This window comes from Pseudonocardia zijingensis (assembly GCF_042657305.1).
GTDB lineage: Bacteria > Actinomycetota > Actinomycetes > Mycobacteriales > Pseudonocardiaceae > Pseudonocardia > Pseudonocardia zijingensis.
In genome coordinates this window covers 95,624-121,059 of the sequence record NZ_JBHSKO010000023.1, presented here as the reverse complement: position 1 = coordinate 121,059, position 25,436 = coordinate 95,624, and the positions used below count along the sequence as shown (strand labels likewise).

General features: G+C 74.3%; 21 protein-coding genes. 15 read left to right on the top strand and 6 right to left on the bottom strand.

Translation table 11 applies throughout. The features are described 5' to 3' along the window. Window positions 1-59: 59 nt before the first annotated feature. Window positions 60-2,846 (top strand): DNA polymerase I, encoded by a 2,787-nt coding sequence (polA, locus tag ACFPL3_RS32625; RefSeq protein WP_379590024.1) that lies wholly within the window; start codon window positions 60-62, stop codon window positions 2,844-2,846. A 6-nt stretch (window positions 2,847-2,852) separates the two neighbouring features. Here the strand turns inward: polA and ACFPL3_RS32620 are convergent, their stop codons facing one another. From ACFPL3_RS32620 to ACFPL3_RS32605, 4 genes are all read right to left on the bottom strand, one after another. Next, window positions 2,853-3,881 carry an NAD(P)-dependent alcohol dehydrogenase gene (locus tag ACFPL3_RS32620; protein ID WP_343946646.1) on the bottom strand — a complete coding sequence of 343 codons (1,029 nt, stop codon included), beginning with the start codon at window positions 3,879-3,881 and terminating at the stop codon, window positions 2,853-2,855. Between the two features lie 129 nt (window positions 3,882-4,010). Further along, window positions 4,011-4,562: an MOSC domain-containing protein gene (locus ACFPL3_RS32615; protein ID WP_343946645.1), complete on the bottom strand. Its 552-nt coding sequence runs from the start codon at window positions 4,560-4,562 to the stop codon at window positions 4,011-4,013. Between the two features lie 19 nt (window positions 4,563-4,581). Beyond that, window positions 4,582-5,070 carry a pyridoxamine 5'-phosphate oxidase family protein gene (locus ACFPL3_RS32610; protein WP_343946644.1) on the bottom strand — a complete coding sequence of 163 codons (489 nt, stop codon included), beginning with the start codon at window positions 5,068-5,070 and terminating at the stop codon, window positions 4,582-4,584. Window positions 5,071-5,178: 108 nt separating this feature from the next. Continuing rightward, on the bottom strand, window positions 5,179-6,678 hold the full coding sequence (locus ACFPL3_RS32605; protein WP_379590021.1) for a PucR family transcriptional regulator ligand-binding domain-containing protein: 1,500 nt from the start codon (window positions 6,676-6,678) through the stop codon (window positions 5,179-5,181). A gap of 92 nt (window positions 6,679-6,770) precedes the next feature. On the opposite strand from ACFPL3_RS32605, the gene speB reads away from it, so the two are divergent. The 12 genes from speB (at window position 6,771) to ACFPL3_RS32545 (ending at window position 20,127) form a co-directional block, all read left to right on the top strand. Beyond that, window positions 6,771-7,721 (top strand): agmatinase, encoded by a 951-nt coding sequence (speB, locus tag ACFPL3_RS32600; RefSeq protein ID WP_343946641.1) that lies wholly within the window; start codon window positions 6,771-6,773, stop codon window positions 7,719-7,721. Further along, complete coding sequence (locus tag ACFPL3_RS32595; protein ID WP_379590018.1) at window positions 7,718-9,292, top strand: 5-guanidino-2-oxopentanoate decarboxylase; 1,575 nt, start codon at window positions 7,718-7,720, stop codon at window positions 9,290-9,292. The genes speB and ACFPL3_RS32595 overlap by 4 nt, the downstream gene beginning before the upstream one ends. Before the next feature lie 39 nt (window positions 9,293-9,331). Continuing rightward, window positions 9,332-10,720, top strand: coding sequence for a sodium:solute symporter family protein (locus ACFPL3_RS32590; protein WP_343941265.1), 1,389 nt, complete (start codon window positions 9,332-9,334; stop codon window positions 10,718-10,720). 119 nt (window positions 10,721-10,839) lie between these two features. Beyond that, window positions 10,840-11,415: a crossover junction endodeoxyribonuclease RuvC gene (gene ruvC / locus ACFPL3_RS32585; protein ID WP_343941263.1), complete on the top strand. Its 576-nt coding sequence runs from the start codon at window positions 10,840-10,842 to the stop codon at window positions 11,413-11,415. Continuing rightward, on the top strand, window positions 11,412-12,017 hold the full coding sequence (ruvA, locus tag ACFPL3_RS32580) for a Holliday junction branch migration protein RuvA (protein WP_343941262.1): 606 nt from the start codon (window positions 11,412-11,414) through the stop codon (window positions 12,015-12,017). Before ruvC ends, ruvA begins: the two co-directional genes overlap by 4 nt. Then, window positions 12,014-13,045 carry a Holliday junction branch migration DNA helicase RuvB gene (gene ruvB / locus ACFPL3_RS32575; RefSeq protein ID WP_343941261.1) on the top strand — a complete coding sequence of 344 codons (1,032 nt, stop codon included), beginning with the start codon at window positions 12,014-12,016 and terminating at the stop codon, window positions 13,043-13,045. The genes ruvA and ruvB overlap by 4 nt, the downstream gene beginning before the upstream one ends. Before the next feature lie 59 nt (window positions 13,046-13,104). After that, window positions 13,105-13,527 (top strand): preprotein translocase subunit YajC, encoded by a 423-nt coding sequence (gene yajC / locus ACFPL3_RS32570; RefSeq protein ID WP_343941260.1) that lies wholly within the window; start codon window positions 13,105-13,107, stop codon window positions 13,525-13,527. A 60-nt stretch (window positions 13,528-13,587) separates the two neighbouring features. Next, window positions 13,588-15,342, top strand: a complete 1,755-nt coding sequence (gene secD / locus ACFPL3_RS32565) for a protein translocase subunit SecD (protein ID WP_379590013.1) — start codon at window positions 13,588-13,590, stop codon at window positions 15,340-15,342. Between the two features lies 1 nt (window position 15,343). Then, window positions 15,344-16,543, top strand: a complete 1,200-nt coding sequence (secF, locus tag ACFPL3_RS32560) for a protein translocase subunit SecF (protein WP_379590011.1) — start codon at window positions 15,344-15,346, stop codon at window positions 16,541-16,543. Next, window positions 16,540-17,097: an adenine phosphoribosyltransferase gene (locus ACFPL3_RS32555; protein WP_379590009.1), complete on the top strand. Its 558-nt coding sequence runs from the start codon at window positions 16,540-16,542 to the stop codon at window positions 17,095-17,097. The genes secF and ACFPL3_RS32555 overlap by 4 nt, the downstream gene beginning before the upstream one ends. 42 nt (window positions 17,098-17,139) lie before the next feature. After that, a complete protein-coding gene (locus ACFPL3_RS32550) occupies window positions 17,140-19,467 on the top strand; it encodes a RelA/SpoT family protein (RefSeq protein WP_343946313.1) in 2,328 nt (775 codons plus the stop codon). 51 nt (window positions 19,468-19,518) lie between these two features. Further along, entirely contained in the window at window positions 19,519-20,127 is a 609-nt protein-coding gene (locus ACFPL3_RS32545) for a hypothetical protein (protein WP_343946312.1), read from the top strand. Window positions 20,128-20,811: 684 nt separating this feature from the next. Here the strand turns inward: ACFPL3_RS32545 and ACFPL3_RS32540 are convergent. Further along, window positions 20,812-22,428, bottom strand: coding sequence for a carboxylesterase/lipase family protein (locus ACFPL3_RS32540; RefSeq protein ID WP_343946311.1), 1,617 nt, complete (start codon window positions 22,426-22,428; stop codon window positions 20,812-20,814). Window positions 22,429-22,494: 66 nt separating this feature from the next. Further along, complete coding sequence (locus tag ACFPL3_RS32535; protein WP_343946310.1) at window positions 22,495-23,367, bottom strand: peptidylprolyl isomerase; 873 nt, start codon at window positions 23,365-23,367, stop codon at window positions 22,495-22,497. 94 nt (window positions 23,368-23,461) lie between these two features. Between ACFPL3_RS32535 and ACFPL3_RS32530 the strand changes: the two genes are divergently transcribed. Both ACFPL3_RS32530 and hisS read left to right on the top strand, forming a co-directional pair. Continuing rightward, on the top strand, window positions 23,462-24,151 hold the full coding sequence (locus tag ACFPL3_RS32530; RefSeq protein WP_343946309.1) for an MBL fold metallo-hydrolase: 690 nt from the start codon (window positions 23,462-23,464) through the stop codon (window positions 24,149-24,151). 5 nt (window positions 24,152-24,156) lie between these two features. Next, window positions 24,157-25,434 (top strand): histidine--tRNA ligase, encoded by a 1,278-nt coding sequence (hisS, locus tag ACFPL3_RS32525; RefSeq protein WP_343946314.1) that lies wholly within the window; start codon window positions 24,157-24,159, stop codon window positions 25,432-25,434. Window positions 25,435-25,436: the final 2 nt, after the last annotated feature.

The window sequence follows — 25,436 nt, the reverse complement described above, 5'->3', positions numbered from 1 at the left end:
CGTGCCGGCATCCGGAGGCCCGGCGGCACTGTCGGTGTCCGGTCCTACACTCGCCTCCCGTGAGCACCGCCACCACCACGTCCAGCAAGTCCGGCGCGGGGCAGACCGCGTCACCGTCGACGGGACGGCGGTTGCTGCTGCTCGACGGCCACTCCCTGGCCTACCGCGCGTTCTTCGCGCTGCCCGCGGAGAACTTCCGCACGGGCACCGGGCAGACCACCAACGCGGTCTACGGCTTCACCTCGATGCTGATCAACATGCTGCGCGACGAGCAGCCCACCCACCTCGCGGTGTGCTTCGACGTCTCGCGCAAGACGTTCCGCGCCGAGCGCTACGCCGAGTACAAGGCCAACCGCACCACCACGCCTGACGACTTCCGGGGCCAGGTCGACCTCATCAAGGAGGTCCTGCGCGCGCTCAACATCCCGGAGTTCGGTGTCGAGGGCTACGAGGCCGACGACCTGATCGCCACCCTCGCCACCCAGGCCGAGGCCGAGGGTTTCCAGGTCTACATCAGCACCGGCGACCGCGACACGTTCCAGCTGGTCACCGACAACGTCACCGTGCTGTACCCGAAGCGCGGTGTCTCGGAGATCAGCCGGATCGACCCGGCCGAGGTGATGAACCGCTACGGGCTCACGCCGGCGCAGTACCCCGACTTCGCGGCGCTGCGGGGCGACCCCAGCGACAACCTGCCCAACATCCCGGGCGTGGGGGAGAAGACCGCGGCGAAGTGGGTGCGCGAGTACGGCTCGCTCGCCGAGCTCACCGACCGGGTCGACGAGGTGAAGGGCAAGGCGGGCGACGCGCTGCGCGCCCACCTGGCGGGCGTGCTGCTCAACCGCCAGCTCACCGAGCTGGTCCGCGACGTGCCGCTCGACGCGCGCCCCGAGGACCTCGCCGTGCGGCCGTGGGACCGCGACGCGGTGCACCGGCTGTTCGACGAGCTGGAGTTCCGGGTGCTGCGCGAGCGGCTGTTCGCCACGCTGCAGAGCGCCGAGCCCGAGGCCGAGGGCGGCATCGAGGTGCAGGGCGGCCCGATCGAGCCGGGGGCGGTGCGGGCCTGGCTCACCGAGCACGCCCGCGACGGCAGGCGCGTCGGGGTGGCGTTCGCCGGCGTCAAGGGCGGCATCACCACCGCCGACCTGTCCGGCATCGCGCTGGCCGTCGGCGAGCCCACAGTGGAGGCACGTGCCGAGGGGGCCGCCGCCGGGGTGCCGCAGGCCGGCTACCTCGACGTCACCCGGCTCACCCCCGACGACGAGGCCGCGCTGGGTGAGTGGCTCGCCGACGCCACGGTGCCGAAGGCCGCCCACGACGCGAAGGCCGCGCTGCACGCGCTGCGCGGGCGCGGCTGGACGCTCGCCGGGCTCACCAGCGACACCGCGCTCGCGGCCTACCTCGCCCGGCCGGGGCAGCGCAGCTTCGACCTGGCCGACCTGGCGCTGCGCTACCTGCGCCGCGAGCTGCGCTCCGACAGCGAGGCGCAGAGCGGCCAGCTGTCGCTGCTCGGTGGTGAGGAGGAGGCCGACGCCGCCCACGCGCAGGTGCAGATGGTGGCCGCATCGGCCGTCGCCGAGCTGGCCGACGCGCTCGACGCCGAGCTGGCGCAGCGCGGCGGCACCGAGCTGCTCGCCGGGCTGGAGCTGCCGCTGGAGTACGTGCTCGCCGACCTCGAGACCGCGGGCATCGCGGTCGACGTCGAGGCGCTCTCCGCGCTGGAGGCGGAGTTCGGCGCGCAGGTCCGCCAGGCCGCCCAGGACGCCTACGCGGTGATCGGCAAGGAGATCAACCTCGGCTCGCCCAAGCAGCTGCAGGTCGTGCTGTTCGACGAGCTGGGCATGCCGAAGACCAAGCGCACCAAGACCGGCTACACCACCGACGCCGACGCGCTGCAGACGCTCCACGAGCAGACCGGCCACGAGTTCCTGTCCCACTTGCTGCTGCACCGCGACGCCACCCGGCTCAAGGTCACGGTGGAGGGCCTGCTCAAGTCGGTGGCCGACGACGGGCGCATCCACACCACCTACAGCCAGACCATCGCGGCCACGGGCCGGCTGTCGTCCACCGAGCCCAACCTGCAGAACGTCCCGATCCGCACGGCCGCGGGCCGCCGGATCCGCGGCACGTTCGTGGTGGGCCCGGAGCACGCCGAGCTGATGACGGCCGACTACAGCCAGATCGAGATGCGGATCATGGCGCACCTGTCGGAGGACGAGGCGCTGATCGAGGCGTTCCGGTCCAGCCACGACTTCCACGCCGAGACGGCCGCGCGGGTCTTCGCGTGCGAGCCCACCGACGTCTCACCCGAGCAGCGGGCGAAGATCAAGGCGATGAACTACGGGCTGGCCTACGGCCTGTCCGCGTTCGGCCTGTCCGGGCAGCTGCGGATCTCCACCGAGGAGGCCCGCGGCCTGATGGACGAGTACTTCAAGACCTTCGGCGGGGTGCGCGACTACCTGCGCAGCATCGTCGACGTCGCCCGCAAGGAGGGCTACACGGCCACGATCATGGGCCGGCGCCGCTACCTGCCCGACCTCACCAGCGACAACCGCCAGCGCCGCGAGATGGCCGAGCGGATGGCGCTCAACGCGCCGATCCAGGGCAGCGCCGCCGACATCATCAAGGTGGCCATGCTGGGCGTCCACCGGGCGCTGGCCGCGGAGGGCCTGCGCAGCCGCATGCTGCTGCAGGTCCACGACGAGCTCGTGCTCGAGGTCGCGGAGGGCGAGCGGGAGCGCGTCGAGGAGCTCGTCCGGCGCGAGATGGGGGCCGCGGCGAAGCTGTCGGTGCCCCTCGAGGTGTCTGTCGGGTACGGGCGCAGCTGGGACGACGCGGCCCACTGAGGTGGGTCAGGGCACGAGCACGCCCCGGCCGTGCATGCGGCCCTGCTCGAGGTCGGCCATGGCGTCGGCGAACGCGTCGAGGGGGTAGGTACGGGTGTGCACCTGCACCGCCCCGGTGGCCGCGAGGGCCACGAGCTCGCGCAGGTCGTCGTGCGTGCCCACGGCGTTGCCCACGATGCTGATCTCCGGCAGCACCACGGCGAACGTGGGCACCCGCAGCTCGCCCCCGTAGCCCACCACGAAGTAGGTGCCGCGCGGGCGCACCATCCCGAGCGCGGCGGCCGGGGCGTCACCCTCGCCGACGAAGTCGAGCACGGCCTCGGCGCCCGCGCCGCCGGTCAGGTCGCGCACGTGGTCGGCCTCCCTCCCGTCGGCGGCCACGACGTGGTGGGCGCCGCAGCCGCCCGCGAGCTTCAACGCGTCGGGGTCGCGGTCCACGGCGATGATCTCGGCGGCCGTGAGGGCGCGCAGGCACTGCACGGCGATGTGGCCGAGCCCGCCGACCCCGATCACCACCGCGCGGGTGCCGGGCCCGAGCAGCGGCAGGGCCTTGCGCACCACGTGGATGACGGTGAGGCCGGCGTCCGCGTGCGGTGCGACGTCGGCCGGCGCGAGGCCCGCGGGGAGCGGCAGGACGGCGCGGTCGGTGGTGGCGAGCAGCTCGGCGAACCCGCCGTCGCGGGTGAGGCCGGAGAAGCGCAGGCCGCGGGCGCACCGCATGTCGTCGCCGATCCGGCAGGCCGGGCAGTTCCCGCACGACAGCTGGGGGTGGCAGATGACCGCGTCGCCCACGGCGACGTTCTCGACCTCGGGCCCGATCTCGTGCACCCAGCCGGTGTTCTCGTGCCCCAGCGTGATCGGCAGCTCGGTGGGCACCGCCGGGGCGAACCACCCGTCCCGGATGTGCAGGTCGGTGCGGCACAGGCCGGCGCCCCCGACCCGGACCACGACGTCGTGCGGACCCCGGACCGCCGGTTCGGCCACGTCCTCGAGCCGTGGCTGCTGCGTGTAGGTGTGGAGTCGCAAGGCCTTCATGGCGCTCCCTCCCGGATTCCTGCGCAGTGTCGGGACGCAGGCCCAGGATCGCGCCGTGCGTGGCCGGCGGCGTCTGCCGTTCGGCCGCTCTGCGGGCCGGGCCGGACGGCGCCGGCTGCCCGATACCGGCTACCCGGGTTCGAGGACGCGCAGCCGGGCCGGGCCGGGCCGCAGGACGCCGTTGTCGAGCGGCTCGCACCGCACCCCGCCGCGGCCGCGCAGGGCCCGGAAGGCGCCGGGTGCGAGCACCACGTCCATCCAGCGGCACGGGTTGGCTGCCCGGTGGGCCCGGAAGCGGACCGGGCCGTCGCCGGAGTCGAGCGCGAACACCGCGCCCGCGCGGTCGCGGCCCGCGGCGAGCGCGTCGACGTCGGCTCCGCGGAGCAGGATGTTGCGCCGGGTCAGCAGTGGGTCGGGCACGGCGGGGAGGGCGAGCTCACGGGCGACGGCGTCGAGCGACTCGACCGCGAACAGGGTGACGGCCGCGTGGCGGTGGGCGGGCCGGGCGAAGTAGCGGTCGCCGACGAGCCCCAGGCCGGCGCGTACCTGCACGGACGCGGGGTGCCTGCCGTCCGGGTCGGGGCGCGGGCCGTCGCCCGGGCGGCCCTCGTAGGCGTGGACGGGGGAGACGAGCAGCCCGACGATCTCCACCGCCAGCTCGACACCCAGCTCCGGCCGCACGGCCCCACGCTACGGGGCGCTACTTGCGCACCACCCGCTCCGGCTCACCCGGCTTCCAGATGGTGACCTCCAGCGCCCCGTCGGCGATCCCCACAGACGACGCCCCGGTCAGGTCGGCCACGTAGAACGGGCGGAACTCGCGGCCGCGCAGGTCGAAGCCGGTCTCCGCGAAGAGGGCCTCGGCGAACCGCTGGTGCAGGGCCTGGTCCTGCTCGTCGCGCACGCGGCCGAACAGCTTGGCGTCACCCTCGGCCACGTGGGTGTCGACGGTGGCGGTGTGCAGGCAGAACCGCGGATCGCGGGCGAGGTCGTGGAACTTCGTGGTGCCCGGCATGCCGACCAGCAACAGCCTGCCCTCGAAGATCCGCGGCTCGATCGGGCTGATCCGCGGGAACCCGTCGGAGCGCAGGGTGGCCAGCATGCACAGGTTCCCGGTGGCGGCGTGGCGGCGGGTGAAGACCTCGGCGATGCGCGGGGCGCCCGCGGTGAACTCGTCCCAGGTGCTCATGGCTGCCGACGCTACGGCCCAACCTTGACACAGGCTGTCAGGAACGCTCCGCCGTACGAACGGCACCTCCGTACCGCTCTATCGGACGAAGGTGCCGTTCGTACCCTGTCAGGTGCCGGTGGCGTCGCGGGCGCGCAGCGCGAGCCAGAGCTCGTGGCGGTCCTGGGCCGAGCCGAACCGGCGGCCCGTGAGCTCCTCGACGGTGGCCATCCGGTTGCGCACGGTGTGGCGGTGCACCTGCAGCGCCGCCGCGGCCGACTCCCAGTGGCCGTTGTGCTCGAGGAACGCCGCGAGCGTGCGCAGCAGGTCGGCGGACCGGGCGTCGGCGTCGAGCGGGCCGAGCACGGCGTCGGCGAAGCCGGCCAGGTGCTCCGTGGGCACGGCCGCGAGCAGCCGCCTGCTGCTCGCCAGGTCGGCGGCGTGCACGTGCCGTCCGCTGACGCGGCTCTCCGGCAGCGCCGAGTGCGCCTGGCGCAGCGACACGGCCAGCGCGCCCGGCCGCACCCCGATGCCGATGCCCGCCGGTCGCGCCGGCGCGAGGGTGGCGAGCGCCGCCGCGACGTCCACGGCGTCGGGGACGGCCAGCTCCACCACCGGTTCCTCCGGGCTGCCCGCGACGCGGGTGAGCGCATCGGGGAGCGCGTCGGCGAGGTCGGCGGCGAGCTCCGCGGCGCGCGGGGCGGCCACCACGGCGGCGCGCAGCTCGTCCCCGGGCAGGCCTGCCGACTCGAGCCACCGGACGGCGACGAGGTCGTCGACGATGCCGCGGGACAGCCGGGCCAGCAGCTGCGCGCGGTCGCGGTGGCGGCTCGCCCCGAGCCCGCGCACGCGTTCGAGCTCGAGCGACAGCAGCGAGACGAGGTCGCCGGTGACGATGCCGGACCCGGCGCGGTCGGCCGGCCCGGCGACGAGCAGCCAGGCGCGCAGGCGGCGGGAACCGAGCGGGTGCACCTCGCGGCGGTGGGCGGCGGTGGTGTCGACGGCGGCGCCGAGCAGCCCCTGGGGGCGGACGCGGGCGAGCAGGTCGGTGAACTCCCGCGCGAGGGGCTCGTGGCCGGGGCGGGAGCTCGCGATGGGCCGTTCGAGGAGGTCGACGACGAGGGCGGCCCGGCCCGTGGCGCGCTCGTACGCGGCGAGGATGCCCGCGAGCCCGCCGGGCTGGACGGCGGCCGCGGTGAGCGCGCGCTGGGTGTGCAGCGCCCACTCGAGTTGCCGGCGTTCCTCGCGCGCCCGCCACGCGAACACCGCCTTCGTGACGGCGATGAACGGCACCCCGTCCGGCACGGTGAGCAGCGGCAGGCGCGCCTCCTGTGCGGCCCGCACGAGGCACGGTGGGGCCGACTGGTAGCGCAGGTCGGCGCCGAGCCCGAGGCCGAGCGCGCGCACGCCCGCGGCGCGCAGGCCCGCTACGTAGGCCGTGCAGCCCGCGTCGGATTCGTCGAGCAGCAGCCCGATCGTGAGCAGGAGCTCCCCGCCCTGCAGCCACGGGCCCGGTTCGGCGAGCTCGGAGACGGCGGCGGCCTCGATCTCGCGCCCGAGCTCGTCGGGGCAGGCGGCGACGGCGAGCCGCAGCGCCGGGTCGGCGACGAGGTCGGCCACGGTCAGCACGAGCGCTCCTGTACGACTCGGCGAAGCGGGGTGATCTAGATTAGCCCTTCCGGCCATGTCCCGGCCGCGGCCACACCTCCCACCCTGTGCCGATGGCTGCTGCGCAGGGACCCGTCGACGCCACCGCCGTGCCCCGCTTCGCCGGGCCGGAGACGTTCGCGCGCCTCCCGCGGCTCGACGAGGTCACCGACGTCGACGTCGCCGTGCTGGGCATGCCGTTCGACTCCGGCGTGTCCTACCGGCCCGGCGCCCGGTTCGGGCCCGCCCACGTGCGCGCCTCGTCGAAGCTGCTGCGCCCGTTCCACCCGGGGCTGGGGGTGTCGCCGTTCGCGGCCCAGCAGGTGGTGGACGCGGGCGACGTCGCGATCAACCCGTTCGACCTCGGCGAGGCGATCACCGCCGTCGAGCGGGCGTCGGACGCGCTGCGCGGCGGGGGCGCCCGGCTGCTGTCGGTGGGCGGCGACCACACGATCGCGCTGCCGCTGCTGCGCTCGGTGCACCGCACGCACGGCCCGGTCGCGGTGCTGCACTTCGACGCCCACCTCGACACCTGGGACACCTACTTCGGCGCCCCGTACACCCACGGCACCCCGTTCCGGCGGGCGAGCGAGGAGGGCCTGCTCGACCCGGAGCGGTGCCTGCACGTCGGGATCCGGGGGCCGCTCTACGGCGCGAGCGACCTCGCCGACGACACCCGGCTGGGGTTCCAGGTGATCGGCTCCGACGACTACCAGGTGGACGGGCTCACCGCGGTGGTGGAACGGATGCGCGCCCGCCTCGGCGACGGCCCGGTGTACGTCTCGGTGGACATCGACGTGCTCGACCCCGCGCACGCCCCCGGCACCGGCACCCCCGAGGCGGGCGGGCTGACCAGCCGGGAGCTGCTGCACACGCTGCGCGCGCTGGTCGGGGTGGACATCGTCGGGGCCGACATCGTGGAGGTGGCCCCGGCCTACGACCACGCGGAGATCACCGGGATCGCGGCGGCGCACGTGGCCTACGAGCTGCTCGCGGTGCTGGCGGCCACGAAGGCGCCGTCGTGAGCACGCACAACGGCGGTGCCGCCGTGGTCGAGACCCTTGCCGCCCACGGCGTCGACACGGTCTTCGGCATCCCCGGCACGCACAACCTGGAGCTCTACCGCCACCTCGCGGCGTGCGGGATCCGCGCGGTGACGCCCCGGCACGAGCAGGGGGCCGGCTACGCGGCGGAGGGGTACGCGCGCGTGAGCGGGCGGCCCGGCGTCGTGCTGACGACCAGCGGCCCCGGGCTGACCAACGCGATGACCGCGGCGGCCACCGCCTACGCCGAGTCGCAGCCGGTGCTGTTCCTCTCCCCGGGGGTGCCGACGGGCACCGAGGGTGCCGACCTCGGCAGGCTCCACGAGACCAAGGACGCGAGCGGTGCCATGGCGCACCTCGTGCGCCGGAGCCGCCGGGTCGGCAGCCCGGAGGAGGCCGCCGACGCGGTCACCGAGGCGTTCGCCTCGTTCCGCGGCGCCCGGCCGCGGCCGGTGCACGTCGAGATCCCCCTGGACGTGCTCGAGGCGCACTGGGGCGGCAGCCCGTGGGTCGGTGCGGTGACCGCGCCACCCGCGCCGGACGCCGCCGACGTGCGGCGCGCCGCCGCGCTGCTGGCCGGCGCGCGCCGGCCCCTGGTGATCGCAGGCGGGGGTGCGGTGGACGCGGCCGCCGAGGTCCGGGCGCTCGCCGAGGCGCTCGGCGCCCCGGTGGCCACCACGGTCAACGGCAAGGGGGTGCTCGACGAGTCGCACCCGCTGGCCGTCGGCGCCGCGGTGCGGCTGCGCGCCCTGCAGAAGGCGGCCACCGGCAGCGACGCGCTGCTCGTGGTGGGCAGCGAGCTCGGCGACTCGGACCTGTGGGAGGGCCGGATCGGCGGCGGGACCGTGATCCGCTGCGACGTCGACCCCGCCCAGCTGCACAAGAACTGCCAGGCCGACGTGGCGCTGCTCGGCGACGCCGCGACGACCCTGCGCGCGCTGCTCGCGGAGCTCCCGCGGCGACCGGACGCGCCCGGCGACGCCGGCGAGCTCCGCGATGCCTGCCGCGCCGAGGCGCGGGCCGACGCCGGGAGCCACGAGCGGATCAACGGCGCCGTGCGGGCCGCGCTGCCCGCCGACGCGGTCCTCGCGGGCGACAGCTCGCAGGTCACCTACCTCGGGTCCGTGCACTTCTTCGACGTCCCGGCGCCGCGGCGGTTCTGCTGCACGCCCGGCTACGCCACCCTCGGCTACGGGCTGCCCGCCGCGATCGGGGCGTCGCTCGCGCGGCCCGGCCGGCCCGCGGCGGTCCTGCTCGGGGACGGGGCGTTCCTCTTCTCCGTGCAGGAGCTCGCCACCGCCGTCGACCTGGGGCTGCCGCTGCCGATCGTCGTGGTCGACAACGGCGGCTACGGCGAGATCCGCGACCAGCAGGTGGCACGGGGCATCCCGCCCACCGGGGTGGACCTGCCCGTGCCCGACCTCGCCGCGCTGGCCGGGGCCTTCGGCGCCCACGGCGTGCGCACGTCCGACCCGGGCGCACTCACCGCGCTCGTGGCCGACGCCCTGTCGGCCGACCGCCCGACCCTCATCCATCTCATCCACCGGGAGTGAGACGTGGACGTCGCCATCGTCGTGGCCTACCTCGTCGCCATGATCGCCTTCGGCTTCTGGGGCAAGCGGCGCGCCCGCACCGAGGCCGACTTCCTCGTGGCGGGCCGCAGGCTCGGCCCGCTGCTCTACGCCGGCACGATGTCCGCGCTCGTGCTCGGGGGCGCGTCCACGATCGGCGGTGTCGGCCTCGGCTACGAGTACGGCCTGTCGGGAATGTGGCTCGTGGTCGCCATCGGTGCCGGCGTCCTGCTGCTGTCCCTGCTGTTCGCGGGCCGGGTGCAGCGGCTGCGCGTCTACACCGTGAGCCAGATGCTCGAGCTGCGGTACGGGCCGGGCGCGAGCGTGCTGTCCGGGGTGGTGATGTTCGGCTACACCCTGATGCTGACGGTGACCTCGACGATCGCCTACGCCACGATCTTCGCGGCGCTGCTCGACCTGCCGCGGGTGCCGTCGATCGTCATCGGCGGCCTCGTCGTGGTGGTCTACTCGGCGCTCGGCGGGATGTGGTCGATCACCCTCACCGACTTCGTGCAGTTCCTGATCCAGACCGTGGGGATCTTCCTGATCCTGCTGCCGGTGGTGCTCACGCAGGCCGGCGGGTTCACCGAAGTGGCGCCGGAGGCGCTCTCGCTCACCACGATCGGCGGCGAGACGATCGTGACCTACTTCGTCATCTACACGTTCGGCCTGCTCATCGGGCAGGACATCTGGCAGCGGGTCTTCACCGCGCGCAGCCCCGGCGTCGCCCGCTGGGGAGGCGCGGCGGCCGGCGTCTACTGCCTGCTCTACGGCGTGGCCGGCGCCCTGGTCGGGATGGGCGCGAGCGTGCTCGTGCCCGGCCTGGCCGAGCGGGACGACGCCTTCACCGCCGTGGTGGACGCGACCATGCCCCCGGTGCTGGCGGGGCTGGTGCTCGCGGCGGCGCTGGCCGCCGTCATGTCCACCGCGAGCGGCGCGCTGATCGCCAACGCCACCGTGCTCGGCCAGGACATCCTGCAGCGGCTGCGCGGCCGCGCGCCCGCGGGCGGCGAGGAGGACCACGTGCGCGGCAACCGGCTGCTCATCATCGCGCTCGGTGCGGTCGTGATCGTGATCTCCTGCCTGCTGCAGGACGTGGTGGCCGCGCTGACGATCGCTTACGACATCCTCGTCGGCGGCCTGCTGGTGCCGATCCTGGGCGGCCTGCTGTGGCGGCGGGCCACGATCGTCGGGGCGGTGGCGGCGATGGCCGTCGGCACGGTGGCCACGCTCGCCACGATGGCGGTGGTCGGCGACATCTACGCCAACCAGCCGATCTACGTGGGGCTGGGCACCGGGCTCGTCGCCTTCGTGGCCGGGAGCCTGGCGTCGCGGCCCACCGCGGACGGCGTGCTCGCCGAGTGGGACCGGCGCAGCTCCGGGGCGCCCGCGCAGGAGCCCGTGGCCTGACCGGGAGGCCGGCGACCGGCGCGCCCCCGCGGCCCGTCGCCGGCACGCCGGTAGCCTGCCTCCTCGAACGGCTGTTCGCGGGCGGACCGTCCGGTCGGCGACCTGCGAGAGGAGACGGAGTGCGGGTGCTCGGCGTCGACCCGGGGTTGACCCGGTGCGGGCTCGGGGTCGTCGACGGCGCGGGTGGCCGGCGCGTGCGGGCCGTGGCGGTGGACGTCGTGCGCACGCCGCCCGACGCGCCCCTGCCGCAGCGCCTGCTCGAGGTCGGGGCCGAGGTGGAGCGCTGGATCGAACGGCACCGGCCCGACGTGGTGGCGGTGGAACGGGTGTTCAGCCAGCACAACGTCCGCACCGTGATGGGCACCGCCCAGGTCAGCGGGGTCGTCGCGATGCTCGCGGCGCGCGCGGGGCTGCCGGTCGCGTTCCACACGCCCAGCGAGGTGAAGGCTGCGGTCACGGGGGAGGGGCGCGCGGGCAAGCAGCAGGTCACCGCCATGGTCACCCGGCTGCTCGCGCTCGACGAGGCCCCGCGGCCCGCCGACGCGGCCGACGCGCTGGCCCTGGCCATCTGCCACTGCTGGCGGGCACCGATGCTCGACCGGATGGCCCAGGCGCAGGCGCGCTCGGCGGAACTCGCGCGCGCCCACCGGGCCCGGCTCGCGGCGGCCAGGAAGGCGAGCGGAGAGGCGTCATGATCAGTTCGGTGCGCGGTGAGGTGCTGGAGATCGGCCTCGACCACGCGGTGGTCGAGGTCGGCGGGGTCGGGTTCGCGGTGCAGGCCACGCCGGGCACCCTGTCCCGGCTGCGCCGGGGCGAGCAGGGCAGGCTCGCCACGGCGCTGGTCGTGCGGGAGGACTCGCTCACCCTGTTCGGGTTCGCCGACGAGGAGGAGCGGGACCTGTTCGGCCTCCTGCAGACCGTGAGCGGGATCGGGCCGCGCATCGCGCTCGCCACGCTGGCCGTGCTGAGCCCCGACGCGTTGCGCCGCGCACTCGTCGACGGCGACATCACCACGCTCACCCGCGTGCCCGGGATCGGCCGCAAGGGCGCCGAGCGCCTGGCCCTCGAACTACGCGACAAGGTCGTGGCGCCCGCCGCGTCGCCCGCGACGGCCCCGGTGGCCGCGAACGGTGGCAACCCGCGCCGCGACCAGGTGGTGGAGGCGCTGATCGGTCTCGGCTTCGCCGCGAAGCCCGCCGAGGGTGCGGTCGACGCCGTGCTCGCCGGTGACGGCACCGCGGACGCCAGCGCGCTGCTGCGGGCCGCGCTCACCAGGCTGGGTGGCAAGGGGCGGTGAGCGAGGTCGCACTCACACCCGAGCCCGAGCCGGAGGACCTCGAGGCCGACTCCTCGCTGCGTCCCCGCACGCTCACCGAGTTCATCGGGCAGCCGCGCGTGCGCGAGCAGCTGGAACTCGTGCTCGAGGGCGCGCGCCGCCGCGGCCAGCCACCCGACCACATCCTGTTGTCCGGGCCGCCCGGCCTGGGCAAGACGAGCCTCGCGCTGATCGTCGCGGCCGAGCTCGGTGCGGCCATCCGGCTGACGTCCGGGCCCGCGCTCGAACGCGCGGGCGACCTCGCGGCGATGCTGTCCAACCTCGAACCCGGCGACGTCCTGTTCATCGACGAGATCCACCGCACCGCGCGTCCCGCCGAGGAGATGCTCTACCTCGCGATGGAGGACTTCCGCGTCGACGTCGTCGTGGGCAAGGGGCCCGGCGCCACCTCCATCCCGCTCGACATCGCCCCGTTCACGCTGGTGGGGGCCACCACCCGGTCCGGCGCGCTCACCGGCCCGCTGCGCGACCGCTTCGGCTTCACCGCCCACATGGAGTTCTACGAGCCCGGTGAGCTGGAGCTCGTGCTGCGGCGCGCGGCCACCATCCTGGACGTCGACCTGCGCCCGGACGGCGCCGAGGAGATCGCGCGGCGCTCCCGCGGTACCCCGCGCATCGCCAACCGGCTGCTGCGCCGCGTCCGCGACTTCGCGGAGGTGCGCGCCGACGGCGCCGTCACCCGCACGGTCGCCCGCGACGCGCTCGCCGTCTACGACGTCGACGAACTCGGCCTCGACCGGCTCGACCGCGCCGTGCTCGGTGCGCTGGTGCGCTCGTTCGGCGGCGGGCCGGTCGGGGTGTCCACGCTGGCAGTGGCGGTCGGGGAGGAACCGGGTACCGTCGAGGAGGTCTGCGAGCCCTACCTCGTGCGCGCCGGCATGCTGGCGCGCACGCCGCGGGGCCGGGTGGCCACCGCAGCCGCCTGGTCACATCTGGGCATCGCTGCGCCACCGGACGTCACTCCGGGTGGCCCTCCCGCGTTGTTCTGAACCGGGGGCTGGCAGACTCTGGTGGCTCCACGACGTGCGGAGATTCGGAGACCAAGACCATGGAACTGCTGTTCCCCCTGTTGATCCTGCTGCTGTTCATCCCGATCTTCCTGTCGGGGCGACGCCAGAAGCGCCAGATGCAGGAGATGCAGAAGATGCAGGCGGCGCTCGAGGCGGGTGACGTCGTGATGACCACCTCCGGTCTGCGCGCCACGGTCGTCGACGCCTCCTACGAGGACACGATCGACCTGGAGATCGCCGACGGCGTGGTCACCACCTGGATCCGGGGCGCCATCCGCGAGAAGGTCCAGGACGACGCCACCGAGACCCCCGCCGACACGTCCGCCGACACCACCGCCGACACCGTGGCCACCACCTCCGACGACGCCGCCGAGGTGGCACCCGCCACCGAGAGCGCCCCGTCGCTGGAGAAGAGCACGGTGGAGAAGGACGAGTCGTCGAACGGCACGCCCCGCAGCTGACGGCGCCGCGCGGCCGCAGCACCCGGCGGGTCGCACCGGAGAAGGAAGAGAACGCGAGCAGTGGCATCCACCCCGGGGCAGATCCGCCCCTGGCGTCACCTGGCGGCATTCGTCGCCATCATCGCCGCGCTGTACGCGCTGGTGTTCTTCACCGGCGACGGCAGTCCCACCCCCAAGCTGGGCATCGACCTGCAGGGCGGCACCCGCGTCACGCTGCAGCCCCGCACCGAGACCGGCGCCGAGCCGCCGCGTGAGCAGCTCCAGCAGGCGCAGGCGATCATCGAGGAGCGCGTCAACGGCCTGGGCGTGAGCGGCGCCGAGGTGGTGATCGACGGCAGCAACCTGACGATCACCGTCCCCGGCAGCGAGGGCGACCAGGCGCGGTCGCTGGGCCAGACGGCCCAGCTGCGCTTCCGCGAGGTCATCGGCGGGCCCTACGCCGCCCAGCAACCGCCGCAGCAGCCCGGCGCCCCACCCGCAGACCCCGGCGCCCCGCCCGCAGACCAGCAGGCGCCGGCGCCCGGCGCGGAGCAGGCGCCCCCCACCGGGCAGCCGCAGGGGATGGGCGCGGGTGACGCCGTGGAGCGCGCCGTGGCCCCGGTGGCGATGAGCAGGCCGCTGCAGGACCCGCCGCCCCCGCCGCAGGACCCGGTGCCCCCGTCGCCGCAGCCCGCGCCGGGCACGGCCGCGCCCGCCGACCCGCGGCTGGCCGCCGAGGTCGACGCCGCGCGGCAGATGCGCCAGAGCACCGACCCGACCGTCCAGGAGACGGCGCTGCTCACGCTCGACTGCGCCACCCGCGACCCGCTGCGCGGCTACGACGACCCGACGCGGCCGCTGGTGGCCTGCAACCAGGACGGCACCGAGAAGTACGTCCTCGGGCCCGCGTTCCTGGAGGGCACCGAGATCGCCAGCGCCCAGGCCCAGCAGAACACCACCGGTGTGGGCTGGGTGGTCAGCCTGACGTTCGAGGCGCAGGGCGCGCAGACGTGGGGCGAGTACACCACCAACAACGTCGGCAAGCTCGTCGCGTTCACCCTCGACGGCGAGGTCGTCTCGGCGCCGAGGATCAACCAGCCGATCTTCGGCGCCACCCAGATCGAGGGGCAGTTCAACCAGGAGGAGGCCGAGCAGCTGGCCGGCGTCCTGCGCTACGGCTCGCTGCCGCTGTCGTTCGAGTCGTCGGAGGCGCAGACGGTGTCGGCCACGCTCGGGCTGGCCTCGCTGGAGGCCGGGCTGATCGCGGGCGGCGTCGGGCTGGCGCTCGTGTTCATCTACGGCCTGTTCTACTACCGCGTGCTCGGGCTGCTCCTGGTCCTGTCGCTCGCGTTGTCCGCGGCGATCGTCTACCCGGTGCTGGTGCTGCTCGGGCGCTGGATCGGGTTCACGCTCGACCTCGCGGGCGTCGCAGGCTTCATCCTCGCCATCGGCATCACGGCCGACTCGTTCATCATCTTCTTCGAACGGTTGAAGGACGAGATGCGCGAAGGCCGCACCTTCCGCTCCGCGGTGCCGCGGGGCTGGGTGCGGGCCCGGCGCACGATCCTGTCCGCCGACGCCGTGAGCTTCCTCTGTTCCGCGGTGCTCTACCTGCTGGCGGTCGGCCAGGTGCGCGGCTTCGCGTTCACCCTCGGCCTGTCCACGGTGCTCGACCTGATCGTCGTGTTCCTGGTGACGCACCCGCTGGTGTCGCTCGCGGCGAAGTCGCGCGTGTTCAGCAGCCCCGGTCTCTCGGGGCTGGGCGAGGCCGCCCGCGCGGGCGCCGCCCGCAGGCGGGCCACCGCCGCCGCAGCCGGCCGATCGAAGGGAGCCTGACGTGGCCGGGGTCCTCACCAGGCTCTACACGGGCACCGGTGCGTTCGACATCGTCGGGCGCAAGCGCATCTGGTACATCGGGTTCGCGGTACTGGTGCTCATCTGCATCGGATCGATCGTGTTCCGGGGGTTCAACCTCGGCATCGATTTCACCGGTGGCACGCAGCTCCAGTTCCCGGCCGCCACCGCCGCCGCGCCCGCCGACGTGGAGGCCGTGCGCGCGGTCTACGAGCAGGCGCTGGGCTTCGAGCCCGAGGCCGTGCAGTCCGCCGGCAGCGGCGACGCCGCATCGATCCTGATCCGGTCGGAGGCGCTGGACCCGGCGCAGCTGATCACGCTCAAGCAGGCGCTGTTCGACACGTTCCAGCCGATCGGCTCCGGCGGCACCCCCGCGATCGATGCGATCAGCGACAGCGCGGTGAGCGGCAGCTGGGGCGGGCAGATCACGCGCCAGGCCCTCATCGCGCTCGGCGTGTTCCTCGTGCTCGTCACGATCTTCCTGGCGTTCTACTTCGAGCGGGCGATGGCGCTCGCCGCGCTGGTCGCGCTGCTGCACGACGTGATCGTCACGGCCGGCATCTACTCGATCATCGGGTTCGAGGTCACCCCGTCCACGGTGATCGGCCTGCTGACGATCCTCGGGTTCTCCCTCTACGACACCGTCGTGGTGTTCGACAAGGTCAAGGAGAACACCCGCGGCCTGCTCGGGCTCACCCGCCGCACCTACGCCGAGACGGCCAACCTCGCCGTCAACCAGACGCTGATCCGGTCGGTCAACACGTCGCTGTTCGCGGTGCTGCCGGTCGTGGCGCTGATGGTGATCGGTGTCGGCCTGCTCGGCGTCGGCACGCTCGCCGACCTGGCGCTCGTGCAGATGGTCGGCATCATCGCCGGCGCGCTGTCGTCGCTGCTGCTGGCCACACCGATCCTCGTCGACCTCAAGATGCGCGACCCGCGCTTCCAGGAGCAGGCGCAGCGGGTGGCGTTGCGGCGGCGGAAGGCGGCCGTGGGCGCCGACGCCACGGCCACCGACGACGAGTCGCCGGACCTGGCCGACGACGCGGTGCTCGCCGGGGAGCTGCGCAAGGAGCGCGCGATGGCGGCGGCGGGCGCCGTGCCGGCCCGCCACGCCCGCGGTGGGACCCGCGGCGCGCGGCCGTCCGGGAAGTCGGGCCGGCCCTCCGCCAAGCGGCAGCGGTGACCGGGCCCGTCGCGGTGGCCGGCGCCGACGGGTCGGCGCCCGAGCTGGAGCGGGTGGCGGGCCTGGTGCGCGACGTGCCCGACTACCCGTCGCCGGGCATCCTGTTCCGCGACGTCACGCCGGTGCTCGCCGACGCGGAGGCCTTCACGGCCGTCACCACCGAACTGGCGTCGCTGGTGGGCGAGGCCGACCTGGTGGCGGGCATCGAGGCGCGCGGGTTCCTGCTGGGCGCCGCGGTGGCGGTGGTGGCGGGCACCGGCATCGTCCCGATCCGCAAGGCGGGCAAGCTCCCCCTGGTGGCCGCCACCCGCACGTACGAGCTGGAGTACGGCACGGCCACGGTGGAGCTGCCCGCCGACACGGTCTTCCCGGGCGCGCGGGTGTTCCTCGTCGACGACGTGCTCGCCACCGGCGGCACCGCCGCGGCGTCCGCCGAGCTGCTGCGCGAGGCGGGTGCCACCGTCGTCGGCTTCGGCGCGTTGCTGGAGCTCACCGGCCTGAACGGCAGGCAACGACTCGACGACCTCCCGGTGCACGCCCTGCTGACGGTCTGACCGCACGAGGCCTAGACTGGCGTGGGTGGAGGGCACAACGGGATGACTGAACTGCAGCAGCCCGCGCCCCCGGCCGCTCCCACACCGGAGGCGGGCAGCAACGGTGCCCGGCCGTCGGCCACCCGGCGGGTGCGTGCGCGAATCGCGCGGCGGATGACGCCCCAGCGGGTGGCAGTCGTCGCCCCGGTGCTGGAACCGCTCGCCAGCGTCCACCGCGCCCTGCACCCGAAGGCCGACCTGGGCCTGTTGCAGCGCGCCTACGACGTGGCGGAGGCCAAGCACGCGGGCCAGAAGCGCAAGTCGGGCGACCCGTACATCACCCACCCGCTCGCCGTGGCCAGCATCCTGGCCGAGCTGGGCATGGACACCACCACGCTCGTGGCGGCGCTGCTGCACGACACCGTGGAGGACACCGACTACTCGCTCGACCGGCTGCGCCAGGATTTCGGCGAGGAGGTCGCCCACCTCGTCGACGGCGTCACCAAGCTCGACAAGGTCGAGCTGGGCACCGCCGCCGAGGCGGAAACCATCCGCAAGATGGTCGTCGCGATGGCCCGCGACCCGCGCGTACTGGTGATCAAGCTCTCGGACCGGCTGCACAACATGCGCACGATGCGCTTCCTGCCGCCGGAGAAGCAGGCGAAGAAGGCCCGCGAGACCCTCGAGGTGCTGGCCCCGCTGGCCCACCGGCTCGGGATGGCCACCATCAAGTGGGAGCTGGAGGACCTGTCCTTCGCCATCCTGCACCCCAAGAAGTACTCCGAGATCGTGCGCCTCGTCGCCACGCGCGCGCCGTCGCGCGACACGTACCTCAAACAGGTCATCGACGAGGTCATGCAGCAGCTCGACTCGGCCCGGATCCAGGCCACCGTCGAGGGCAGGCCGAAGCACTACTACTCGATCTACCGCAAGATGATCGTCAAGGGCCGCGACTTCGACGACATCCACGACCTCGTCGGCGTCCGCGTGCTCGTCGACGAGGTGCGCGACTGCTACGCCGCCATGGGCATGGTCCACGCGCTGTGGCAGCCGATGCCGGGCCGGTTCAAGGACTACATCGCCCAGCCCCGGTTCGGCGTGTACCAGTCGCTGCACACCACCGTGATCGGGCCGGACGGCAAGCCGCTCGAGGTGCAGATCCGCACCCGCGAGATGCACAACACCGCCGAGTTCGGCATCGCCGCCCACTGGCGGTACAAGGAGACCCGCGGCTCCCACAACGGCCAGGCCGTCGAGGTGGAGCAGATGGCGTGGATGCGCCAGCTGCTCGACTGGCAGCGGGAGGCCGCCGACCCCGGCGACTTCCTCGAGTCGCTGCGCAACGAGCTCGGCGCGCAGCAGATCTTCGTGTTCACGCCCAAGGGCGACGTCGTCACCCTGCCCGCCGGGTCCACGCCCGTCGACTTGGCCTACGCCGTGCACACCGAGGTGGGCAACCGCTGCATCGGCTCCCGCGTCAACGGCAAGCTCGTGGCCCTCGAACGCAAGCTGGAGTCCGGCGACGTCGTCGAGATCTTCACCTCCAAGGCGGAGAGCGCGGGCCCCAGCCGCGACTGGCTGTCGTTCGTCGCGTCGCCCCGGGCGAAGACCAAGGTCAAGCAGTGGTTCGCCAAGGAGCGGCGCGAGGAGGCCATCGAGGCGGGCAAGGAGTCCATCGCCCGCGAGGCCCGGCGCACCTCGTTCCCGCTGCAGCGGCTCGTCTCGGCCGACGCCATGGCCTCCCTCGCGCGGGAGATGCACTTCCCCGACGTCTCCGGGCTCTACGCCGCCGTCGGGGAGGGCCACGCCAGCGCCCGCCACGTCGTCCAGCGGCTCGTCGCGCTCTCCGGCGGCGAGGAGCAGGCCGAGGAGGACCTCGCCGAGCGGGCCACCCCGTCCACGGTGCGGCTGCGCCGCACCAGCGGCGACGCGGGCGTCGTCGTGCGCGGGCCCGAGGGCGACATCGGCGACATGTACACCAAGCTCGCCCGCTGCTGCACCCCCGTGCCCGGCGACGACATCCTCGGCTTCGTCACCCGCGGCGGCGGCATCAGCGTGCACCGCACCGACTGCACCAACGCCAAGGACCTGCAGGCGCGCGCGGAACGGCTCGTCGAGGTCGCCTGGTCGGTGCAGCCCGGCTCGCTGTTCCTCGTGGCCATCCAGGTCGAGGCCCTCGACCGGCACCGCCTGCTGTCCGACGTCACCAAGGTGCTCGCCGACGAGCGGGTCAACATCCTCTCCGCGTCCGTGCAGACCTCCCGCGACCGGGTCGCGGTCTCCCGGTTCACCTTCGAGATGGGCGACCCGAAGCACCTCGGCCACGTCCTGCGCGCCGTGCGCAACGTCGAGGGCGTGTACGACGTGTACCGGGTGACGAGCGCCAGCTGAGTGCCCGCGAGCTGATCGGGGTACATCCTCCCCACAGAGGGAGGAGACCCCATGAGCACGGTCCCCGACGCGGAACGCACCCAGCCCTTGCCCGACCTCGCCCGGGCCCGCTCCCACCTGACGGCCGCGCAGTCGCGCCGGTTCGGCGGCATCCGGTGGGGCTCGGCGTTCTTCGGCTGGGTCATCGCGATGACCATGACGGCGCTGTTCCTGGCCCTCGCGGGGGTGGCGGGCACCGCGCTCGGCCTCGTCGGACCGGCCCTCGACCCCGCCGCGCTCCTGACGACCGGCATCGCGAGTGCTGTCGTGCTCCTGGTCGCCGTCCTCGCCGGCTACTACTGCGGCGGGTACGTCGCCGGCCGGATGGCCCGGTTCGCCGGCGCCCGCCAGGGCGTGGCCGTCTGGCTGTGGACGCTGCTGCTCGCCGTGGTCGCGGCCGTGGCCGCCGCGCTCACGGGCGCCCTCCCGAACCTGCCGCTCGACGAGCTGTTCCGCTTCCCGATGAGCGGAGGCGTGCTGTCCGCGGGTGCTGCTGCGCTCGTGGTGGGCCTGCTCGTCGTGACGCTGGTCGGCGCGGTCCTCGGCGGGCTGGCCGGCATGCGCTACCACCGCCGCGTCGACCGCGACCTCGTCGCCCCGGCGCCGGTGGCCGAGGACTGACTGCGCCGCCCCGGGGCCGTCCCGGGGCGCTCACACACCGGTTGTGCTGCCGGCACACCGGTTGCAGTTGGTGTGTGGGCGCTGGTGGTGGTGTGTGAGCGTCGCAGGGGCTGGTCCGGCCGCTCGCACATCGGTTGCGGGGCCTGCCGGGTGGGCGCGTGACGCCCCCGGAGGCCGGCCCGGCGGGCATGATCACGGGTCTGGCGCGTTCCCGGGCGTTTTCGACCCGGGAATGTGCCAACTCTCCGATCTTGGGCCGGGAGAGGCCCTCCGGGGATCGATCAAGGGGGAATGGCCGCTAGATGATCTTCGGGAGCGACCATTTCGCCTTGATCGCCGCGAACCTCCGGCTCCGCCCCTCCGAGGAAGGCCGGCTCCTGGCGGCGCCGCGCGCCAACGGGGCAGGCCCCTGGCCTGCCCGCGAAGCCGCCCCGGCGAATGCGCGGCGCCACCAGGAGGCCTCGCACCGCCGCTGCGAGGCCTCAGCGGCGGGGTCGTCCGGCTGCTCGCACATCGGTGGTGGTGTCGGCACATCGGTTGCAGTCGGTGTGTGGGCACTGGTGGTGGTGTGTGGGCGTCGCCGGGGGTCGTCCGGCTGCTCGCACATCGGTGGTGGTGTCGGCACATCGGTTGCAGTCGGTGTGTCAGCGCTGGAGGTGGTGTGTGAGCGTCGGTGGTGGTGTGTCAGCGCACTCCCCAGAGCCCGCAGCGGTGCGCAACGGCGAACGCGGAGGCGGGCGTCATCGTCGACGCGGGCCCGGGGCCGCCGATCGTCAGCAGCCGGCCTTCGCCGGTCCAGGGCAGCCAGGGGGTGGCGCCGTCCGCCGCGGGCTCGCCGGTGGTCGCGAACCTCGCCCACCGCCGCACCAGCTCGTCGGCGAGGGCCCGCTGGCCCTCGGAGAGCTCGGGCTGCCCGGGTACGAGGTCGAACAGGTAGGGCAGTTCGGCGGCGTGGGGAGCGCCGCCCGCCAGGTCGGGCGGCAACCCTGCGTACGGCCCGGTCGGGGCCGGGGCGGTGAACTCGTAGGCGTAGAGCGGGCCGCGGTCGGCGAGCGCCCGGTGGTTGACGAGGCCGGGGCAGGCGTACGCGCGGTCGGTGATCACGTCCGACCAGGCGCGGCCGGGGGAGCGGTCGGGGGACCGGTAGGCCTCGGGAGTGCCCGTGCCGCCTGCCGCCGCGAACAGGGCGTCGAACCCCGCGTCCGTCACCGGGATGCCCGCCCCGTCGAAGAAGAGGGCCGTGAAGAGCGTGCCCTCGTCGGCGGTGGTGCCGGCGAGCACCGGCATGCCGGGGCGGGCGTCGCGGTTCAGGAGGATGTCCGACGGCCGCCGGGGGAGCGTCGGGGTGCCGGTGGCCGGGCTCCAGTAGTAGCCGGTGGCGGCCGGGGAACTGCCGTCGACGAGCTGCGCGACCGGCAGCGCCCGCAGGCACGCCGCCACGGCCGAGGCGTCGGGGCCGTCACCGGGCGGGGCGGGGCAGCCGAGCGAGGCCGCGATCGTCATGCCTGCGGCCTCGACGAGGGGCAGCGGCTTCCAGGTGTCGCCTGCCGCGCCGGTGCCGGGCCGGATCACGTCGACGAGGTCGGTGGCGGCGCACTCGCCGCTCTGCATGATCGCGCGGTGGAAGAGCCCGACCGACGCGGGTGAGGTGAAGTGGGCGCACACGCTGTCGGCGCCCGCGGACTGGCCGGCCAGGGTGACGCGGTCCGGGTCGCCGCCGAACGCGGTGATGTTGTGCCGCACCCAGGTGAGGGCGGCGCGCTGGTCGAGCAGCCCGAACGAGCCGGAGCCCTCCAGCCCGGGCAGGCCGAGGAACCCCAGTGCGCCGAGCCGGTAGTTGACGGTGACCACGACGAGCGGGCCGGCCAGGGCGAGGCGGCGCGGGTCGACCTCCGTGCCCGCGCCCGAGGTGAACCCGCCGCCGTGCAGCCACACCAGCACGGGCAGTCGCGCGCCTGCGGTGGTGCCGGCCGGAACGGTGACGTCGACGGTGAGGCAGTCCTCGCTGGTACGGCCCGCCCCACCTGCGGCAGGCTGGGGGCAGCGGGCTCCGGGCTCCGTGGCCGGCCGCGTGCCGCTCCACGCGTGGGGGCGGCCCGGCGGCTCGAACCGGTGCTCGCCCACCGGCGGGGCCGCGTACGGGATGCCGCGGTAGCGCAGCACGTCGCCGTCGGTGGTGCCGAGCAGCTCACCCTGGTCGACGGCCACCAGCCGGCCGAGCGGCTCCGGGACGGCCGGCGGTGGCGCCGTGCAGGCGGCAGCCACCAGGGCGAGGGCCAGCCCGGCGGCGCAGCGCAACACGCGGCCGCCCGTGGTCGCGGGCGTCCAGGGGCGGCCGGGGTGACTCGATGGGCGGTGCAGTGCGGGTCAGCTCGCGAGCGCCCGCTCGATGGTCACCGGCTGGACGGGCGCGCCGTCCGTGGCGTCCCTGCTCTGGTCCTGGCCCCGGTTGGCGATCTGGTCGATGACCTGCAGCCCTTCCGGGCTGATCGTCCCGAAGGCCGTGTACTGCGGCGGCAGCTGGGCGTCGCCGTAGACCATGAAGAACTGGCTGCCGTTGGTGTTCGGGCCGGCGTTCGCCATGGCGAGCACACCGCGCCCGTAGGTCAGCTCGGGGAAGACCTCGTCGGCGAACGTGTACCCGGGCCCGCCGGCGCCGGTGCCCGACGGGTCACCGCACTGGAGCACCTGCAGCCCGGCGCCGGTGGTGAGCCGGTGGCACTCGGTGCCGTCGAAGTAGGCCTGCCGGACGAGGTTCTCGAAGCTGTTCACCGTGCAGGGGGCGAGGGCGCGGTCGAGGGTGAGCGGGATGGCGCCGTCGCCGGTCTCCAGGGTGACGGCGACCGTGCCCGTGGCGCTGACGTCGCCACCCGCGGGCGGCTGGACGGGCTTCGACGCGGTCTCGCCGCCCGTCGGGTAGTCGCAGGTCACAGAGGCGGGTAGCGGTGTGGGGCGCGCCGGGGCGGGTGCGATCTCGGTCGGGATCGACTCGGGCACGCCGGCCGCGGCCGGGGGCGCCGACGTGGTGGGGGCGTCCGCGGGCGGCGCCGCGGTGTCGTCGCCGCCACCGGGGAGGCCGACGGTGGAGAGCAGCACGACGGCCACGACCACCACGACCACGACCGAGACGGAGGTGATCATCGCGGTGCGCTGGCGCCGACGGGCACGTTCGGCCCGCCGCTTCTGCTGGTTCTCCAGCTTTCGCTTGGCCGCCTCGCGCCGCATCTGGTTGGTCGTCACCGCAACTCCCTCGCATCCACCGATCGGCGGCAGGATAGCGACCCCACCTGAGAGGCCCCGGTGAGGTGTGAACGGGCCCCTCTAGGCTGATGAGGTGCTCGTCGCAGGTTTTCCAGCCGGTTCGTTCCAGACCAACTGCTACGTCGTGGCGGCGGGTCCGGGCGAGGCGTGCGTCGTGGTCGATCCGGGTCAGGACGCCGTCGAGCCCTTGGACGCGCTGCTGGCCGAACATCGGCTCACCCCGGTGGCGGTGCTGCTGACCCACGGGCACTTCGACCACACCTTCAGCGTGGCGCCGGTGTGCGACGGCAACGACATCGCCGCCTGGATCCACCCGGACGACCGGGAGATGCTCTCCGACCCGCTCAAGGGCGTGTCGGCCGAGTCCTCCGCGTTCTTCGGCGGGCGGCTGGAGATGCGGGAGCCCCGCGAGGTCCGCGAGCTCACCGACGGCGCGGCGCTGGAGCTCGCCGGGCTCACGCTCACCGTCGACCACACGCCGGGCCACACCCGCGGCTCGGTGGTGTTCAGCACGCCCACGGACGAGGGCGTCGAGGTCGTGCTGGCGGGCGACACGCTCTTCGCCGGCTCGATCGGGCGCACCGACCTGCCCGGCGGTGACCACCAGCAGATGCTCGCGAGCCTGCGCGACAAGCTGCTCACCCGCGCGGACGACACGCTCGTGCTGCCGGGGCACGGTCCCACCACCACGATCGGGCGGGAGCGGGCGAGCAACCCGTTCCTGCAGGATCTCGGGGTGCCGGCGGAAGGACGGGGGCTGTGACGGCCGTGGAGGAGCAGCGGAAGGCACAGCCCTTCTCCGCGCCCAAGGGCATCCCGGAGTACGTCCCGCCGGAGTCGGCCGGGTTCGCCCACGTGCGCGCCACGCTGGAGGGGGCGGCCGAGCGGGCCGGGTACGGGCTGCTGGAGCTGCCGATCTTCGAGGACACCGGGCTGTACGCCCGGGGCGTCGGCGAGTCCACCGACGTCGTGAGCAAGGAGATGTACACGTTCGCCGACCGCGGCGACCGGTCGGTCACGCTGCGGCCGGAGGGCACCGCGGGCGTCGTCCGGGCGGTGATCGAGCACGGTCTCGACCGGCACGGGCTGCCGGTCAAGCTGCGCTACGCGGGCCCGTTCTTCCGCTACGAGCGGCCGCAGGCGGGGCGGTACCGGCAGCTGCAGCAGGTGGGCGTCGAGGCGATCGGGGTGGACGACCCGGCGCTGGACGCCGAGGTGATCGCGGTCGCCGACGAGGGTTTCCGGGCACTGGGGCTCACCGGCTACCGGTTGGAGATCACCTCGCTCGGCGACGCCGAGTGCCGTCCCGAGTACGGGCGGCTGCTGCGCGAGTTCCTGGCCGGGCTGCCGCTCGACGAGCCCACCCGGGCCCGTGCGCAGCTCAATCCGCTGCGCGTGCTCGACGACAAGCGGCCCGAGGTGCGGGAGCTGCTCACCGACGCGCCGCTGCTGATCGACCACCTGTCGGCAGCCTCGGCCGAGCACCACGCCGCGGTGCTGCAGCACCTCGACGACCTCGGCGTGCCCTACACCGAGAACCCGCGGATGGTGCGCGGCCTGGACTACTACACGAAGACCACGTTCGAGTTCGTGCACGACGGGCTCGGCGCGCAGTCCGGGATCGGTGGGGGCGGCCGCTACGACGGGCTGATGGCCACGCTGGGCGGCAAGCCGCTGTCCGGGGTGGGCTTCGGCCTCGGCGTCGACCGCACGCTGCTGGCGTGCCGGGCCGAGGGCGTGGCGCCGTGGTCGGAGGCGCGCTGCGACGTGTTCGGGGTGCCGCTGGGCGATGCGGCCAAACGCAGGCTGGTGGTGCTGGCCGCGCAGCTGCGCCGCGCCGGCGTGCGCGTGGACCTCGCCTACGGCGGCCGCGGCCTCAAGGGCGCCATGAAGGCCGCCGACCGTTCGGGAGCGCGCCTCGCGCTCGTGCTGGGTGAGCGCGACCTCGAGGCCGGCACGATCGGGGTGAAGGACCTGGCCTCGGGGCAGCAGCAGGACGTGGCCCTCGACGCCGCGGTCGAGTCGGTGGTCACGGCGCTGGCCTGACC